This window comes from Vibrio aquimaris (assembly GCF_009363415.1).
Lineage (GTDB): Bacteria > Pseudomonadota > Gammaproteobacteria > Enterobacterales > Vibrionaceae > Vibrio > Vibrio aquimaris.
On the sequence record NZ_CP045350.1, the window covers coordinates 30647 to 47718 of the forward strand.

General features: G+C 38.8%; 12 protein-coding genes and 2 pseudogenes. 10 read left to right on the top strand and 4 right to left on the bottom strand.

The annotated features are described in order from the left end of the window. Positions 1-5: 5 nt before the first annotated feature. Complete coding sequence (gene pseG / locus FIV01_RS00120) at positions 6-1508, top strand: UDP-2,4-diacetamido-2,4,6-trideoxy-beta-L-altropyranose hydrolase (RefSeq protein WP_152429205.1); 1503 nt, start codon at positions 6-8, stop codon at positions 1506-1508. A 7-nt stretch (positions 1509-1515) separates the two neighbouring features. Continuing rightward, entirely contained in the window at positions 1516-2571 is a 1056-nt protein-coding gene (gene pseI, locus FIV01_RS00125) for a pseudaminic acid synthase (RefSeq protein ID WP_152429206.1), read from the top strand. 240 nt (positions 2572-2811) lie between these two features. Here the strand turns inward: pseI and FIV01_RS00130 are convergent. Beyond that, positions 2812-3235, bottom strand: a pseudogene (locus FIV01_RS00130) (DDE-type integrase/transposase/recombinase); the annotation flags it as partial. A 119-nt stretch (positions 3236-3354) separates the two neighbouring features. Here FIV01_RS00130 and FIV01_RS00135 point away from each other — a divergent pair. The 7 genes from FIV01_RS00135 to FIV01_RS00165 are packed head-to-tail and all read left to right on the top strand — an operon-like array spanning position 3355 to position 11191. Then, positions 3355-4725, top strand: a complete 1371-nt coding sequence (locus tag FIV01_RS00135) for a tetratricopeptide repeat protein (RefSeq protein ID WP_152429207.1) — start codon at positions 3355-3357, stop codon at positions 4723-4725. Between the two features lie 35 nt (positions 4726-4760). Beyond that, positions 4761-5918: a CDP-glycerol glycerophosphotransferase family protein gene (locus tag FIV01_RS00140; RefSeq protein ID WP_152429208.1), complete on the top strand. Its 1158-nt coding sequence runs from the start codon at positions 4761-4763 to the stop codon at positions 5916-5918. Further along, entirely contained in the window at positions 5915-6874 is a 960-nt protein-coding gene (locus tag FIV01_RS00145; protein ID WP_152429209.1) for a hypothetical protein, read from the top strand. Before FIV01_RS00140 ends, FIV01_RS00145 begins: the two co-directional genes overlap by 4 nt. A gap of 28 nt (positions 6875-6902) precedes the next feature. Further along, positions 6903-7997, top strand: coding sequence for a CDP-glycerol glycerophosphotransferase family protein (locus tag FIV01_RS00150; RefSeq protein ID WP_152429210.1), 1095 nt, complete (start codon positions 6903-6905; stop codon positions 7995-7997). A gap of 23 nt (positions 7998-8020) precedes the next feature. Next, complete coding sequence (locus tag FIV01_RS00155; RefSeq protein ID WP_152429211.1) at positions 8021-8815, top strand: hypothetical protein; 795 nt, start codon at positions 8021-8023, stop codon at positions 8813-8815. Continuing rightward, positions 8812-10017 carry a CDP-glycerol glycerophosphotransferase family protein gene (locus FIV01_RS00160; RefSeq protein ID WP_152429212.1) on the top strand — a complete coding sequence of 402 codons (1206 nt, stop codon included), beginning with the start codon at positions 8812-8814 and terminating at the stop codon, positions 10015-10017. The genes FIV01_RS00155 and FIV01_RS00160 overlap by 4 nt, the downstream gene beginning before the upstream one ends. Before the next feature lies 1 nt (position 10018). Then, entirely contained in the window at positions 10019-11191 is a 1173-nt protein-coding gene (locus tag FIV01_RS00165; RefSeq protein ID WP_152429213.1) for a CDP-glycerol glycerophosphotransferase family protein, read from the top strand. A 117-nt stretch (positions 11192-11308) separates the two neighbouring features. Here the strand turns inward: FIV01_RS00165 and FIV01_RS00170 are convergent. Then, positions 11309-12596 (bottom strand): annotated as a pseudogene (locus tag FIV01_RS00170) (IS1634 family transposase); the annotation flags it as partial. Between the two features lie 425 nt (positions 12597-13021). On the opposite strand from FIV01_RS00170, the gene FIV01_RS00175 reads away from it, so the two are divergent. Continuing rightward, positions 13022-13456, top strand: a complete 435-nt coding sequence (locus FIV01_RS00175; RefSeq protein WP_114787764.1) for an Hsp20 family protein — start codon at positions 13022-13024, stop codon at positions 13454-13456. Between the two features lie 73 nt (positions 13457-13529). On the opposite strand, the gene FIV01_RS00180 is transcribed toward FIV01_RS00175, so the two are convergent. After that, positions 13530-14780, bottom strand: a complete 1251-nt coding sequence (locus FIV01_RS00180) for a valine--pyruvate transaminase (RefSeq protein ID WP_152429214.1) — start codon at positions 14778-14780, stop codon at positions 13530-13532. A gap of 221 nt (positions 14781-15001) precedes the next feature. Further along, entirely contained in the window at positions 15002-17068 is a 2067-nt protein-coding gene (glyS, locus tag FIV01_RS00185) for a glycine--tRNA ligase subunit beta (RefSeq protein WP_152429215.1), read from the bottom strand. Positions 17069-17072 lie beyond the last annotated feature (4 nt).

The following is a 17072-nucleotide window of genomic DNA, read 5'->3' on the forward strand; positions in this document are numbered from 1 at the left end:
AATGCATGAAGGTTGTTTTCCGCGTTGATGCATCGTTACTGATTGGCAGTGGCCATGTTATGCGATGCATGGTACTTGCTGACGAACTAAAACGAAAAGGACATAACATCCTTTTTGCTTGCACTCCACTAGAAGGGGATTTACGTTCTTTTATTAGTGATAGTGGCTTTGATGTAGTTACGTTACCTGTTCCTGAGCATAAGGTAACTCCAAAACATCAATCTGATTATGTTTCATGGCTTCAAAAGAGTGTGCTTGAAGACGCACGAGATTTTATTGCGACGGTAAAATCAGCAGACTTAGTAATTACAGATCATTATGCAATTGGAAAAGAGTGGCAGAGTATAGCTATTAGTTCTTTAAATTGCCGTTTATTTGCTCTTGATGACTTAGCGAGGTGCCATCAAGCCGATCTTATCTTGGATCAAACTCTAGGTCGCAATAAGCTAGATTACTATGAGTCGAATTCACAGGTTCTTGCTGGAAGTGAATATGCGTTGCTAAAGCCCAATTTTGCAAACGAAAGAGAATTTGCACTATCTCGGACTCTACCAGAGGGTATCCCTAAGGTATTGATATCGATGGGGGGAGTAGATGTTCCTAATGCAACCTTGAAAGTTCTGGAATCCTTACATCGGCACATCAGGGCTGAATTTACGGTATTGTTATCACCGCGGGCCCCACATTTTGAAGAAGTAAAAGCTTGGTGTTTAAATCGAACTAATGTAAGACACATAGCATTTGTTTCTGATATGGCTGCCTTGATGCTAAAGCATGATATTGCCATCGGAGCTCCGGGTACAACTAGTTGGGAAAGGGCCTGTTTAGGATTGCCGAATATCATAGTGCCTCTTGCAGATAATCAACAAATGATTTGTGAACAGTTAGTTAAGCGTAAAGCAGCAAAGAAAGTTGCTATCGGTGATATCGATAAATGCATGCTGCAATTATACCAAGCCACCTTGGAACAATGGGACGAATATAAGTCAGCTAACCTTGCGTTATGCGATGGGAGAGGTGCAAAACGGGTCACATTTGAATTGGAGCAGTTATTTGTGGATGCTCGTGATAAGTTTTGCCTTACATATGCGTCCCAAGAAGATATACCATTAGTTTATGAGTGGCAATGTCATCCGGAAACCCGAAAATATGCCCTTAACACTAGCGTCCCTGCGTGGGATGAACATAAAGTGTGGATGTCAAACAAGATCCAATCAGCTACAGACTATTTCTATATGGTTACGAATAGAACTCATGGTAGCAAAGTAGGGGTTGTTCGTTTGGATAGGATAAGTGAAGGGCAATACATTGTGTCGATCTTCGTAGAGCCAAACAGCTACGGCAAAGGCATTGCATCTAAAGTGCTGTTGATGGTGGATGCCATCCATCCAGATGTAACATTGCACGCAAAGGTTTTGAAAGTCAATTTCGCATCTCAGCGACTATTCAAAAAAGCTAGATATCATCAAGTCGATGAAGAAAATTACATCCGAAAACCAATTAATTGAGACGAAAATGAAGCCATCTATTACCATTGACGGCCGAGAAATCGGTGCCGAGCATCCTCCTTATATAATTGCAGAATTATCTGCTAATCATAATGGAGATATAAACCGTGCGTTCCAAATTATGGTAGAAGCTAAGAAAGCTGGAGCTGATGCAATAAAGCTACAAACATACACTCACGAAACCATTACCATGGATTGCGATTCAGAAGAGTTTCAGATTCATGGCGGGCTTTGGGATGGTCAAACTTTGTATGAATTATACAAAGGCGCACATATGCCGTGGGCTTGGCATAAGCCTCTGTTTGAGAAAGCAAAAGAGTTAGGTATCACTATCTTTAGTTCACCTTTTGATTTTACAGCAGTAGACTTATTAGAAGAATTAAACGCCCCTGCTTATAAGATTGCATCATTTGAAGTGATTGATTTACCACTCATTAAGCGTGTTGCTCAGACTGGGAAGCCAATGATTATTTCGACCGGGATGGCGAATGAGCAAGAGATTGATGAGGCAATTAAGACTGCTAAGGAAAATGGCTGTAAGGAGTTAGTTGTTCTTCACTGTGTTAGTGGCTATCCGGCGCCAGCAGAACAATACAATTTGAGAACAATAGCTGATATTGCGGAGCGTTTTAACGTACTTTCTGGTCTTTCAGATCATACCCTTGATAATGCAACGGCTGTCACTTCTGTAGCTTTAGGGGCATGCTTAATAGAAAAACATGTGACGCTGGATCGTAATGGTGGTGGTGCAGATGATAGTTTTTCTCTTGAACCGTCCGAATTGCAAACCCTTTGTCAAGATACTAGAACTGCGTGGCAAGCTTTGGGTAAAGTGAATTATGAGAGAACGGAAGCTGAGAAAGGGAATGTCAAGTTTAGAAGGTCTTTGTACGTCGTTAAAGATTTGAAAGCTGGTGAAGAGCTGACCTCAGACAATGTTAGAAGCATCAGACCAGGGTTTGGCCTTGCTCCTAAGCATTATGAGGAAGTTATGGGTAAGTTCGCAACGGTTGATATCAAAAGAGGAACTCCTCTTTCACAAGAACTAATGAAAGAAATATGAAACCTGTTGAATTGCTTTGTTTTACATTTACTAACAGATAATCATATAGTACGAAGTAAATCTGGGTGACTTTAGATTTCATACATAAAGCCCTGTCTATTCAGGGTTTTATGTTATATATGGATAGCGACTAGTTGTCAGACATCACCCGCTAAGAACGGTGTCTACTTTCTTTGATGTAGTGTTTAGAAACCTGTGTCATTTCAGTAGTGATCTGACCCAGCAAGACTGGACACCACATTAAGCGACATTTTGTTGTTCAAAGTTAACTGGGCTTAGATACCCAAGAGCGCTGTGCCTTCTCGTCCGATTATAATCAACCTCTATATCCTAGCAGTTTCCTTTCCGACTCATACTTTGTTTTAGATTGTAATCAGTTACAAGATCTCGATAGTCTTTTGAGCAGTACTGACTTCCTCGATCACTATGAAGGATAACTTGCTCAGATCCCGCGATGGAAGAATGCCATTGATAGCGCACCGCAGACTAGCTCAGCCTTTGTGACCAGCCAATCACTTGTCTTGAAACAATTACCGCCAAGTATGTATAGCCAGCCTTCGCTTGTAGCAACATAGGTGATAGCACATGGCCACTTTTGGTGCGGAGCTACGGCGTTAAAGTCCTAGGCCAGTAGGTTCAGCGCAACAGGCAACGTATGCTTGCTGCTTTCGGCGTTAAATCTGGACACTTTACACGTATTTGGATGTTGAACCACTGAAAAGCTTGCGTTTAACTGTTATAGTACGCTTTATATGAAGTTTGTATCATATAATGAGGGTATTTATGGTGTTAAATAAATTAAGAAAAAAAATTGGAAATAAAATTCTTCCTGATAATGATAGGCCACAAAAAATAAAAAAGGAATACGAAAGTAAACTAGAAATAACTCGTAAGAAAAATGATAAAATTATTACCAGTATCTTAAAACACAGTGGTGTTTTAGTTAAGCAGGGAGAGTTTTCCAGCGCAGAGATGCTGCTTAAGTTAATTGAAAGTGATTTGAGCAAGAACGAGCGCTATTTGCTAACACTGGGTAACTGTCTATTCTCACTGCATAAGTTTAAAAAAGCTGAAGTTTGCTTTCGAGCTTTGAATGAGATGAAACCAGAGAATAGTAGGTATGTTGAGAGAATCGCAGATTGCCTGTCTGGCATGGATATGCATGCTAAAGCGGTTGATACGTTAAGGGCTATTGAAAACCCAGATAATAAAATTTTAAGAAGAATAGAACAGCACAGAATACTATCCAGAGACTACAGCGATGTTACCTTATCTATAATGAGTAAAGCTAAAAGCTTACAATCTGAAAATGCATTGATTTGTGAGGAAAGTGAGAGAATACTATCAGATCTAAACCAGTCTGGCATAGCATTTAGTAGTGTAGATGCTTTATTAGGTAAAGACTCCAAAGAGTTTAAAGAAGCTCTAGCTCAGTTTAATGATTTTTGTTCTAAGGAAAATGTTTCTGAAAGGGCAAAAGACATCAGTAATACGAAAGACTTTAATGGTGATAGCGGACTGAACGGAATATTTAAACCTTCAGTTATATCTTACAAAGACTATGTTGGAGATATAAATAATGGAATGCCAATATTTAAACTGTTTAGCCATAAAAAAATAGTAAACATAGCAAATCTATATAATGGTATGGCATCAAAGATATGTAATCTGACAATGTGGTATAATCCTAAACTGCATCCTGATAATGTAAATGGAAGAACTGGTTCTCAGATTTGGCACCGAGATCAAGAAGATGAAAAGGTATTTAAGTGCTTTATTTATTTTTCTGATATAACGAAAAAATCAGGTGCGACTCAGTATATCAAATCAACTTCTGTTGGGAGCGCTACGTGCCAGCAATTACACCCATTCCCGAATCACACAGGTTACCCACATAATAAAATTATCGAAAACAACTTCAAAGATGATAAGATTGTTACAGCGGAAGGTAAAGTCGGCACAATTGTTATGATCGACACCAGTGGTTTTCACAGAGGTGGATTTACAACAGAAAATGAGCGTCGAATTGGGTTATGTACCTATTTGAGGCCGATTACTCCTTTATATAAGGATGTATCTACGAAAGTGAAGATAACCGAGCCTATCTGTGGTGATGATGCCGTAGCTTACGCGACCCACAGCGATTTAACGTGAAGACAAGATTTGATAGAAAAGTATGATGTATTTCAATGAGTAAGTTTTTGTATTCTATTTATGACTTGGTTAAGGGTACATACATTGACCGTAGGAAGGTAAAAATTAGGAAGCAATGTGAAGAGTTTAAGTACTCTAAGTATGATGTAGCTTTCTATATGTCAGGAGGTTATGACTCCATTTATCAGTACAATGTTTGGAAATGTATAATTTCTGAAATGCTCTCTAGGGGAATACGAGTAGTGACTATCCATAGAAGCATTTCAACATATACTCATTGTAAGCATGTTGGAGAGTGTAAGTTTTTGTCTTTCGACCTTGATGATTTGATAGGCTTCTACGCTAGTAAGGGTGTTAAGGTTATCTTATATCCAAACAATCGAATGAAAAACTTTCAGTCTCTTTCTTATAATGGTGCAACTCATGTCTTTATTAATCATGGAGAGTCCGAGAAATCTTCAATGTTTTCTAATCAAGCTAAAGCATATGATTATGTTTTTGTAGCGGGAGAATTGGCGAAAGAGAGATATATTCGGCATGTGGCTAATATTGATGAGAGAAAGCTTATAAAGGTTGGGAGACCACAATTAGATTTCATAGAAACTGCGAAATTGGAAATCCCGAAAAATAAGAAAGTTGTTTTATATGCACCAACATGGGAAGGAACTCATCAGGAGATGAACTACTCTTCAATTGGAGAGGATGCGTATGAGATGGTATCCAAATTTATTGCTAATGAAAACTACTTTCTCTTATACAAACCCCATCCTAGTCTTGGAAGCAAATCTACTATTCATAAGAAATATCATAGAAAGATAATTGATCTGGTAGATAAGGAGAAAAATTCTTTATTTTTCAATGGTATAAATATTAATGCTCTCTACTGTTATGTCGACTTTGCTATCTTTGATAACTCATCTGTTATCATCGATTACCTTTCTACAGAAAAGCCTTATGTTATTGTCGATAGGTTTTATGTAGACCGGAATGAACATGTCCCTGAAATGGCAAAAGGTAATAATATTTTGGTGAATGAGAACGAACTTTACTCATTACCACTAACAATTCCAGATTTGATTCGTGGGCATGACTTAGAGAGAGCTAGGAGTAAGAGGTTGTTGTACCTTGGTGATTTATCAGTTAACGAATCTACAGAACTCTTTATAAGTGAGATCAAAAAAAGATTGTCATGAGAAAGATAAATTTTCGAAAGCAAGTTAATAAGTCATATTTGCAAGTACAAGATAATATCAATCAGAATATTTCTTGCCATCTGTTAGATGACGAATACTCTAGTTCTAAATATTTCAAGCCTGGATGTGTCAATATATCATATTTTATTCGACACAAAGCAGATGTTTTGATGTCTCATGGTGTCGCTGATAAAAACTATCTTTCAATGCGCGATAGTGGTGGAAGAATGGTTAACAATTTCCAACATATTCTCGTACCGGGACCTTGGTTAAAGAACAAGATACTGAACCTTGAAGGCTGTGAATTAAACGCAGATCAAATTCATGTTGTTGGTTGGCCTAGACTCGATTCTTTGTATCGTGAGCGTACTTTTTATCTAAAACGTCGCAATCAATCTTCTCCCGTACGTGTACTCTGGGCTCCAACTCACGATCGGCGTAAACGTGGCATAGAAAAGGAATCGACTTCATCTTTTCCTGAATTCGCTTTGTATGAGAAAGATATGAAGTCCAAGTATGATTACTCAGTTTCTGTTCACCCAAGAAATCGGGATTTAAAAGCTCCAACTGCGTCTAGATTAGTTGAGTCGGACTATGTGATTTCCGATTTTGGTACCATGGTATATGAAGCGTGGGCGTTAGGTATTCCGGTTATTTTTCCACGGTGGATATTGAAAGATAAAATAACAACCTATATAAAAGGTTCAGCCGAAGCATTTATATTTGAAAATAATATTGGCTTACATGCGAATAGTATTGAAGAAGTACAAATGTTTATAGAGCAGGGCTATGGGGTTGGAGATGAAGTTAAACAATTTATGGAAGATTATTTACCAGACAAATACCTAGGTTGTTCGGGAGAAGCTATAGCAAGCCTATTGAAAAGTTTGAGCGTTAAACATTCTTTCCGTCAGTTTTTTAATTATTATTATCATCAGTTTAAAAAAAAGTATTAATTTATTGGTCAAGCAAGGGAGAATAACAATGTTTTATCGAAAAATATATCCTTTCATTCGACTTTTTATTGATCCACTAGTACCTAAAATTAGGAAAAAAATATTACTTTTTTCTTCTGCTGGGAAAGAAGATGCCAATTTGATTTGTATTCGTCAATATCTATCATATTACTATGATGATATCACTGTAGTGGTCGTTAATTCTAAGAGAAAGAATGGAATAAGAGAGCATATGAAAACTCTATATAACATCTTGACCTCTTATTATATTCTTGTCGATCATGCTATACCTAGGTTTATTTCTGGTAAAAATCATCGAATCATAAATGTTTGGCATGGCATACCGATTAAAAATATACGCCATTTTGATAGGGGAAGGTTTACTCAAGAATTTCTTGAATTCGAGTCGGAAAATCTTTATGGTCTTGTCTGTTCATCGGACCTAGATAAAGCGGTGATGGCTGCGAGTTTTAATGTTCCACCAGAAAAATGTATAGTTTCAGGCTTACCTAGATCTGATATTTTGTCCTCTAATAATTTGGAGTGGTTTTATGACCAACAAGAATCTCGGTTGCTTGAAGAGCTTCAAGGCCGTTTGTTGGTTGCTTGGATGCCGACCTATAGAGGTAACTGGTACGATAAAGAAATTATCGATGTATTCAATGGAGATGAAGAAAATAGACTTTGTAAGCTTCTTAAAGAAAGTAATGCGGTATTAGGGGTAAGACCGCATAAGTTTAGTACAATGCAAGACTTCCCATTACTCAAAGAGCAGGGGTTACTTATAGAATTATCACATTACGATAACGTTAATGTTATACTTAAGCATACGCGTCACTTAATTACAGATTACTCTAGTGTTTGGCTTGACTTTTCTTTAATTTCTAGCAGTGTTAGCTTGTACCTATATGACTTCGAGATATATCAGGAGGAAAGAGGAATGATTTATCCATTGGAAGAAGTATTTCCCGGCGTAATTAATTTTGACTTTGACTCTTTATATGAAAATTTGGAGTTTCAGTTGACATCTAATAATGATGACTTTTCTCCCAGTAAACTTTTCTTTAAATATAACGACGCTAATAACACTAGAAGATTTATTGAAGCATTATTTAGTAGATAATTTTATATTATAGAGTGATTTTTTTGAAAAAATTATATAATCGTTTTGTTGAAAACATTAAGTCGATGAAGAATGGAATTATTTTATTATCGAAGTTAATAGTTTTTTTTCATCGTGAGACAAAGACAGAGTATTTAAAGATTTCGCTGAACATGTTTTTTGGTAAGTTTATAAACATGTTGGTCATGTTTATGCCTTTAAAGCTTATGTTTGTTTTAACAGGAGATAAAAACATTGAAGTATTTGCAACTCTAGAAGCTTACATAGGCAGAAGTAACTATATTGGAATGGTTTTGTTCTTTCTAACATTCTTTTACATTGCTAATGTAATGTTAAATGTTTATAAGGCAAAACTAATAAATAGACAGGAAGCTCTAGTTGACCTTGAAAACTACTTGTTTTCTTCTCGAGATATTAAGGCTTCAACTGTTCAGCGAACAGTTGTACCATTCTGTCAAATGCTTTCTGATACATTGCTAGTATTTTTCGTTAACGTATTGCTTTTGTTTATGAATCCTATTTTGGGATTGTGTTTTACTTTGGTGCTCGTACTTTTCTATCTTATTCATGAGCAATGGGTATTCTCTAGCCATGAAACAAACTTATTAAGAAAATTAGCAATTGATAAATCTAACCTTGTCCAGATTTTATCGATGGTAATGTTCCTTGTTGCATTTTTTGTTTTGGTTTTTGTGGTAATTTCCTACGGAATTAATGGTATCTTAGCTATATTGATGCTACTGCTTATTAGGTTGGCAAATTCCGCTTATAAGAGCCACATGTCTGCTCAAATTAAACTTAGGCGTTTCTATTCATGATGAAAGCAATTGTCCTATCTCTCTCACAAAAGGACAAAGTGCGGGAGGTGATAGTTTCAATTTTAGGTTTATCATTTAAGTTTTTCTCTTTGTTTTTCAAAGTTGAAAAAGGTATGTTTTTTTTTGAATCTTTTGATGGTAGAGCTATTTCAGATAGCCCTTACGAATTGTATAAACAGCTGTCCAAAAGAGTTGATGCTAAGTTTGTATGGTCAAGTCAAGCAAAGTCAAAGCAAGCTAATATTATAATTGAAGAGGGTGTTTTTTTTGTAAAGCCTAATTCTCTGAAATACTTTTATTATTTGGCCAAATCAGAATATATTATATCAAATTCTAGAATGTCTTATTTTTTTTCAAAGAAATCTGATCAGTATTATATTCAATGTTGGCATGGAACACCTCTAAAAAAAATCGGTTGTGATATAAAAAAAGCGACAAATAGTCTTGTCAGCCATAATGCTATCGATCTTGCTTATATAACGGAAGGTAAAATAATAGATGTGTTTATTTCACCAAGCTCATATGCCACCTCGTGCTTTATATCAAGTTTTGCATTGAAAAAAGAAAAAATTTTAGAGTTGGGTTATCCAAGAAATGATGTGTTAGTTAACAACTCGAAAGATAGCTCATTTATACACACTATAAAATCTCGACTTGGGATTCCATTATCCAATCGAGTAATACTTTATGCACCGACCTATAGAGATTATGATGTAGATTCTCATGGCAAGTATAACTTCAATAATTTTCTATGCTCCGATGATTTTTGCTCATCGTTTAGTGAAAATGTTACTCTCCTTATTAGGGGGCATTACTTTACGGAAACTATTTCTAACCATAGAAAATTTATAGATGTTTCTCAATACAATAATATAGCAGATTTATATTTAATATCAGATGTGTTAATTACAGACTATTCTAGCGTTTTCTTTGATTTTGCTATACTTAATCGGCCTATTTATTTCTATTTGCCTGATTTGGAACAATACGAGGTTAATACGCGTGGTTTTTATATAAAAGTTCCTGATGATTTACCCGGCTTTTCTACGTCAAATCCATTAGAGCTTGCAAAGAAAATACTAAGTGATAACTTTGAAACTGTTGATCACAGCTGTTTCAATAACACCTATAATCCTTATGAAGATGGGCAATCGACAAAAAGATGCTGCGATTATTTACTGACCTTAGGTAAGGAAGACTAGAGTGAATAAGAACAAATATAAATTAACAAGACTGTTCCAATTTTTATTCGGATTTATTCCATCATTGTTTTCATTGTTTGTATCTAGAAATAAGAATACCATAATATTTAATTCCCAGCTTAATAGCACTTTTGAACACAACTCGCGTTCCTTATTTATTTATTGTATAAATCATGAGAAAGATATTAACTGTAAGTACGTAGTAAACGATGAGATAAAACGTCAGGAGCTTGCTAAACTTTACGGTGACCACTTTATTACTAATTATAGGTTAAGGGACATCTTAACGATTCTTAGAAGTAATGTGTGGGTTTGTTCATCTTTGGAGACTCCTCTGATGGGCTTTTTTCTTAATATTCGACGAAATGTTTTTCACTTAGGACACGGATCACCTGTAAAGTCTATTGGTCTGGGTGAAGGCTATTTGAGCTTTTCAAAAGCTGTTTATTATCGAATTATTAGAACTAATTTTAGCTATTTTATGTCAAGCTCACCTGCTTTTGATAAAGCTTGGCGTAACTGTCTAGATATAAATGACTTTCAGGTGATTCGCTGCCCACAAGCTCGTTGTGATGAACTTTCTATACCTTCTCCAGAGCTTATTGAAAGACACTTGTCTTGTTCGAGATACAATATTCTTTATGCTCCAACATGGAGGCCATTGACTGAAACCAAACTTTTTCCATTCGATGATTTTGACTTTGCAAAACTTAATAGCTTTCTAGAAAATAGAGGGATCAAAATTCATTTGCGCTTACATCCGAACTTTGAATCTAAGGTTAGCCAGAGCCTAGTCCACTTAGATAGTATTTCTCTTATCTCTAGCAATTGTGTTAAAGATATAAATCAGCTTCTCGGCGCTTTTGATTTATTGATTACTGATTATTCAAGTATATACGTTGATTTTTTACTCACAGAAAAGCCTTTAATCTTTCTCCCTTATGATCTAGAAGAGTATAGTAGAGTGGTTGGTTTTTCCATAGATTACGAAAAACTCAGTCCGGGACCTAAACCCAAGACCATGACACAATTTATCGAAGACTTAGACGCTCTCTTACAATCTCCAGAGTATTACCTAACGGAAAGAAGAACGTGTAACCAGATATTGAACAGTAATTTTGAAGATCACTGTACTAAAGCTATTGCCTCAATTAAAAATTTATCAAGATTTTAAATAGTTGGTTTTAGATCTATATGCTATATCCAGCCGTAGCATTTTTAGATTTTTATTATACAAGGAGCATCAAATGATCTGACCCAGCAAGACTGGACCCGAGATTCCGCAGTCAATTTAGGAATAAACCGCTTCATACAGTACACCAAGAAGCTTAAGCAGCCGCCGTTGTGAAGCTTTGACCGCCAAATTCGAGTGTGTCGATACCTTCGAATTTTAAGAATACCCAACGTGCTGTCGGTTTAGTTGTCGTCTTGTTCTTTACCATGTTAGGAAAGAATTCCTCGGTCGTAGTGAGACTCTCTCGGATTTTGTGCTCTAAGCTTGCGTAAACGAGTAGACTAAGCGTCATGATCATCAGTAGTGCCTCGATTCGCTGAGGTTTCTTCAGGAAAATTGATGATGTTAAGAACTCAGGGCTTTTCAAAAAGCGAAATCCGCGCTCAACCTTTTGCTGAGACTTGTAATGCTCAAGCAATGCAGCCATTGTGAGATCGACGCCGTCAGTATCGTTAGTGGCGAGAATAAACCCCCCCACTTTAAGCTTGGCCAGTTTTACTTTTTCTAGATCGGTATAAGGCGTAGCATCTATCAAATAGTGGTATCCCGTTGGCTTTTCGTCTTTCTTCGGACGACCACGACCTGAATAGATTGGCTCTTTAACGATGGTTGATTGTGCAAAGCCAAGCAGATGACACTGGCTGGCGAAGTCGCCCATTGCTTTCTCGGCATCCACTGCGCAAGCAAACTTCTTTTTCATTAGTTGGCTCAGCGCTCTCTTCTCTTTGATGATATTTTTGTCTAAGTTCTTATAGAACGTTACTTTTTCTCGCTTGGTTGCTTATTCACTATGAATCAACAGCCACTTCTGAGATACCGAGCCATAATCAGCGTCAACCCAGCAACCCGAGTAGCCATTGCCGATAGGGCTCAACTGCTCTGACTCAAGATTCATTAAGGCTTCTTTGGCTGACTTAATGGTCATTGGAACACGCGTAATAAACTTCTGTTGTTGCTCATCCAGTGAACGAATGCTTTCTTCGGTGTATAGAGCGGCATCGGCGGTGAAGTAGCGACTGTTTTGAGCTGCCTTTAGGCAATGAATATGTCGTTTAGTGACCTCTGAGAATGCCTTAGCATCGTTGGTGTTGCCACTAAGCGCTTGCATGTAAACAGGTAGGCCTGCTTGGTTTTCACAAATCAGCTCAAGGACCACTTGATTTAGCTCTGGACGGTGGTATCGGCTGTAGCCTTTTACCAGTTTAATGGCATTAAGATCTTCGTCTTGGGCGTATTCACCATCGACATGGAAGCTAGTGATATCAAGGTGGACAGAGTCTGTTTTAAGTCCTAGCTTATCAACGACATGCTCTGCAATCGCTTGATAAAGTGCGGAGAGGTCTGCGGCACTAATATTTGTAAACGTTCACTGGTTCACATTGTGTTAATTCTGAAATTGGCTGCGGAATGAAGGCTGGACCACATTAAGCGATATTTTGTTTTATCTACCGGATATCATGGAGAAGGAAAATTTTTAATTAACTCCTCTTGAAAAGTATTTGCCGTACCCACACATCTAGTATTGAAGAGGATGGATGTCTTGCTCAAAAGAGAAGAAACATCACCTCGGTATCGCATGCTGAATGCTGCTCAACATGAGGGGTTCAGTGGTGCAACTAACTTAACTTGATTTGAGTTTGTTTCTATGTCTCCAAATAGGCAAGACCTTTAGTGGAATAGTGACGAGCTCCTTAGCCCTGCTAAAGCTTAATTAACTTGTGCTTTAGCAAACTCACGGCTAAGACTATTGCTTACTATGAGGATAGCATTATGAGAACTGTAGATTTCACTCCACTTTACCGCAACGCAATTGGCTTCGATCGTTTGTTTAATATGATGGAAGCAACATCCGCGAAAAACACTTCTGGCGGTTACCCTCCTTATAACATCGAGCAAAAAGATGAAAACAACTACCGTATCACTATGGCAGTTGCAGGTTTTGCTGAAGAGCAGCTAGAGCTGACTCAGAAAGAGAATACCTTGATTGTTAAAGGTGAACGTAAGGAGGAAGAAAGCAAGAACTATGTGTATCAGGGGATCGCTGAGCGTGATTTTGAACGCAAGTTCCAGTTGGCCGATTATGTAAAAGTGGTTGGTGCCAGTATGGAAAATGGGCTTTTGCACATAGAGCTGGAAAGAGAAATACCAGAAGCTATGCAGCCACGTACTATAGCCATCAATGGTAAAAAGCTTATTGAAGGCTAGAACCACAAAGTTGCTGTTAGATAAAGAGTGAAAGAGCGCCATAGGCGCTCTTTTTTGTTGCGATTATCAATCGTTACTTTTGTTGGTAGGCTTTGCCTACTTCTTCAGCAATAATTCTGATGCCTTTTTGCATCATGTCGTCGTCTTGCACATAGTTCATGCGCAAACATTGGTGGGCATGTTCCCAATCATCTTCTTGACCAATAAAGAAGTACTCGCCCGGAACAATAAGAACGCCTCGCGCTTTTAAGCGCTGATAGAGCTCCATCGTGGTTATCGGCAGCTTATCAAACCAAAGCCAGAGGAAAATCGCGCCTTCGGGTTTATGGATTCTAAAGCGAGGATCGGTTATTTCCTTTTGTAGTAGCTCTACTGCTCGCTGTGATTTTTGTTGGTAGAAAGGTTTGATAACCTCAGTGCTTAGCTTGAGTAGATCACCATTTTCGATCATATGGTACCCAAGAGCAGGCCCTAAACTACCTGGCGCTAGGCTAATGATGCCATTCATATTGGTGAGAGCTTGAGTGATTTCTTCGCTCGCAATCACAATTCCACAGCGTATTCCGGGCAGCCCAAGTTTCGATAAACTCATACACAAAATGGTATTTTCATTCCAAAATGGTTTTACATCCTCAAAAATAATATTGGGGAAGGGCAGCCCATAGGCGTTGTCTATTAAAAGTGGAATATTGTTGTCACGAGCGATTTGATCTAGCTTCTCTATTTCTTCATCAGTGAGAACATTACCAGTGGGGTTTGTTGGCCGTGATGCGCAAATAGCAGCTACAGACTCATCGACTTTAAGTTCTTCAAAATTTACATGATATTTGAAAAGGCCATTATCGAGAATTTCAATATCAGGTTGGTATGACACAAAAATATTCTCATCAACACCTGCGTCGCCATAACCTATGTACTCTGGTGCTAAAGGTAAGAGAATTTTCTTATGTGAGCCGTCAGGTTGCTGACCTGCGAGTAAGTTAAATAGGTAAAAAAAGCCACTTTGGCTGCCGTTGGTAAGGCTGATGTTTTTAGCGCTAATATCCCAGCCATAGGTTTTTTTGAGTAAGTCTGCTAATCCGGCAATAAAAGTGTTTTTCCCTTGAGGGCCGTCATAGTTAGTCAGAGCGGCGACAAGCTCTCCATTTGAGAGCATTTTTTCACTAGCTTGTTGAAAGTAATCGAGCATCGCGGGAATGGCTGCCGGGTTGCCTCCTCCAAGCATCATGGCACCGGGAGTGCGCAGGCCATCGTTTAAGTCATCCATGAGACGAGTTATTCCGGAATATTGGTTAAACTTTTCACCAAACTTAGAGAATTGCATTTGTCGTTATACCTGATGTGTTGTGATTGTTTTTATATTAATTGCTAAAACCTGAGGTCAATAAGGCTTCCTTGCGCAAGACTAATTGACTGTCAAGGTTCAGGCAATCCTTGAACATACCTTAATGTGATCGTGAGGCAAAGGACAAAATTTGGTGGTGTAAAAAAATAAAGCCCAACTTTGATAAGTTGGGCTTTATCACATGTCTATTGTTGCATGTTTTACTTTTGAAGAAGTGAAATATCTGCGATTTGTAGGAACAGGTTTCTCAACTTATTAAGAAGAGTGAGACGGTTCTTTTTCAATGCTTCATCATCTGCCATAACCATGACATTATCAAAGAAAGCATCGACAGGCTCTCGTAAATCCGCGAGTTTGCTCAGTGCATCTTGATAGTTTCCAGTTGCAAAGGCGGGCTCTAGAGCTTCTGCCATGACTTCAACACTTTCAGCCAGTGCCTTTTCGGCATCTTCTTCAAGAAGAGCAAGATCAATAGATTCTGCAAGCTCACCGTCAAACTTAGCCAGTATGTTGCCCACTCGCTTGTTAGCAGCAGCAAGCGCTTCTGCGGCTTCAAGCTCTCGGAAGTGGGAAACCGCTTTTACGCGCCTGTCGAAGTCGGCTGGTTTGGTAGGGCGGCGTGCTAGAACGGCCTGAATAATGTCTACGCTGAAACCTTCATCTTTATACCAAGCGTTAAAACGACCAAGCATGAACTCGACAACATCATCTTCAACACTTACATTGGTTAACTTATCGCCAAACAAAGATTTGGCTTTAGCAATCAGATCGGTCAGATCCAGATGGTAGCCATTTTCAACGATAATACGCAGCACTCCCAAAGAAGCACGGCGCAAAGCAAATGGATCGCTTCCTTTTGGCGCTTGTCCAATGCCAAAAATACCCACTATGGTGTCAAGCTTATCTGCGATAGCTACAGCAGTAGACACACCGTGTGATGGTAAAGTGTCACCAGCGAAGCGAGGCATATATTGTTCATTAAGTGCCACAGCGACTTCTTCCGCTTCTCCATCGTGCCTTGCATAGTGCATGCCCATGACACCTTGAGTATCGGTAAACTCAAACACCATAGATGTCATTAGATCGCACTTAGCTAGCAGGCCTGCCCGTTTTGACTTTTCAACGTCCGCACCGATTTGTTCAGCGATATAACCCGCTAATTCGGTAATGCGGTCGGTTTTGTCTTTAATCGTACCGAGCTGCTTTTGGAAGATGGCTTGTTCTAGCTCAGGTAAGCGGTCGATAAGAGGACGTTTTCTATCAGTGTTAAAGAAGAACTCTGCGTCAGCTAGACGAGGGCGAACGACCTTTTCGTTACCTTCGATGACGTACTTAGGCTCTTTCGACTCTATGTTTGATACGAAGATGAAGTTAGGTAGAAGCTTCCTGTTTTGATCGTAAACAGGAAAATACTTCTGGTCACCCTTCATGGTGTAAACCAGCGCTTCAGAAGGTACTTTTAGGAATTCTTGTTCAAATTTAGCCGTTAGTACAACTGGCCATTCAACCAGAGATGTCACTTCTTCGACTAGGTCATCTTCGAGATCCGCGATACCACCTACTGCTGATGCCGCTTTTTGTGCCTCGGCAATAATAATCTGTTTACGGGCCTCGTAATCAGCCATCACCTTGCCGCGCTCTTGCAATATCTCAGGGTATTGCTCAGCAGACTCGATAGTGAACACTTGCTCACCCATGAAGCGATGGCCTCGAATGCTACGTCCAGATGCGACACCAAGTATTTCACCTTCGATCAACTCAGAGCCCATTAGCATAGTTAAGGTTTTTACTGGACGGATAAACTGGGTGGTTTTGTTGCCCCAACGCATTGGTTTTGCAATCGGGAGGTTGGCGAGCGCTTTTGAAGCGAGACTGACTATGATTTCACTAGCTTGCTTACCTTTGACCTCTTGCTTGAACAGCAACCATTCACCTTTGTCTGTCACCATACGTTCGGCTTGCTCTACTGCTATTCCACAGCCACGAGCCCAGCCTTGAGCAGCTTTGGTTGGGTTTCCTTCTGCATCAAAAGCCGCTGTTATGGCAGGGCCACGCTTTTCAACAATCTTATCTGCTTGGCTTTCTTCTAGCTCAGAGACTTTAAGTGCAAGGCGTCTAGGTGCAGCGAACCACTTGATACCTTGGTGAGCAAGCTCAGCGCTTTGCAGCTCGGATTCAAAATTTGCAGCGAAGGCTTCAGCAAGTGTACGAAGCTGTGTTGGTGGAAGTTCTTCTGTACCAAGTTCGATTAGAAATTCTTTTGCCATGTTA

Excerpts from the sequence above, each read along its gene's own strand:
- pseG (WP_152429205.1), top strand. The coding sequence starts at position 6 with ATGAAGGTTGTTTTCCGCGTTGATGCATCGTTACTGATTGGCAGTGGC.
- pseI (WP_152429206.1), top strand. The coding sequence starts at position 1,516 with ATGAAGCCATCTATTACCATTGACGGCCGAGAAATCGGTGCCGAGCAT.
- FIV01_RS00135 (WP_152429207.1), top strand. The coding sequence starts at position 3,355 with ATGGTGTTAAATAAATTAAGAAAAAAAATTGGAAATAAAATTCTTCCT.
- FIV01_RS00140 (WP_152429208.1), top strand. The coding sequence starts at position 4,761 with ATGAGTAAGTTTTTGTATTCTATTTATGACTTGGTTAAGGGTACATAC.
- FIV01_RS00145 (WP_152429209.1), top strand. The coding sequence starts at position 5,915 with ATGAGAAAGATAAATTTTCGAAAGCAAGTTAATAAGTCATATTTGCAA.
- FIV01_RS00150 (WP_152429210.1), top strand. The coding sequence starts at position 6,903 with ATGTTTTATCGAAAAATATATCCTTTCATTCGACTTTTTATTGATCCA.
- FIV01_RS00160 (WP_152429212.1), top strand. The coding sequence starts at position 8,812 with ATGATGAAAGCAATTGTCCTATCTCTCTCACAAAAGGACAAAGTGCGG.
- FIV01_RS00175 (WP_114787764.1), top strand. The coding sequence starts at position 13,022 with ATGAGAACTGTAGATTTCACTCCACTTTACCGCAACGCAATTGGCTTC.
- FIV01_RS00180 (WP_152429214.1), bottom strand. The coding sequence starts at position 14,780 with ATGCAATTCTCTAAGTTTGGTGAAAAGTTTAACCAATATTCCGGAATA.
- glyS (WP_152429215.1), bottom strand. The coding sequence starts at position 17,068 with ATGGCAAAAGAATTTCTAATCGAACTTGGTACAGAAGAACTTCCACCA.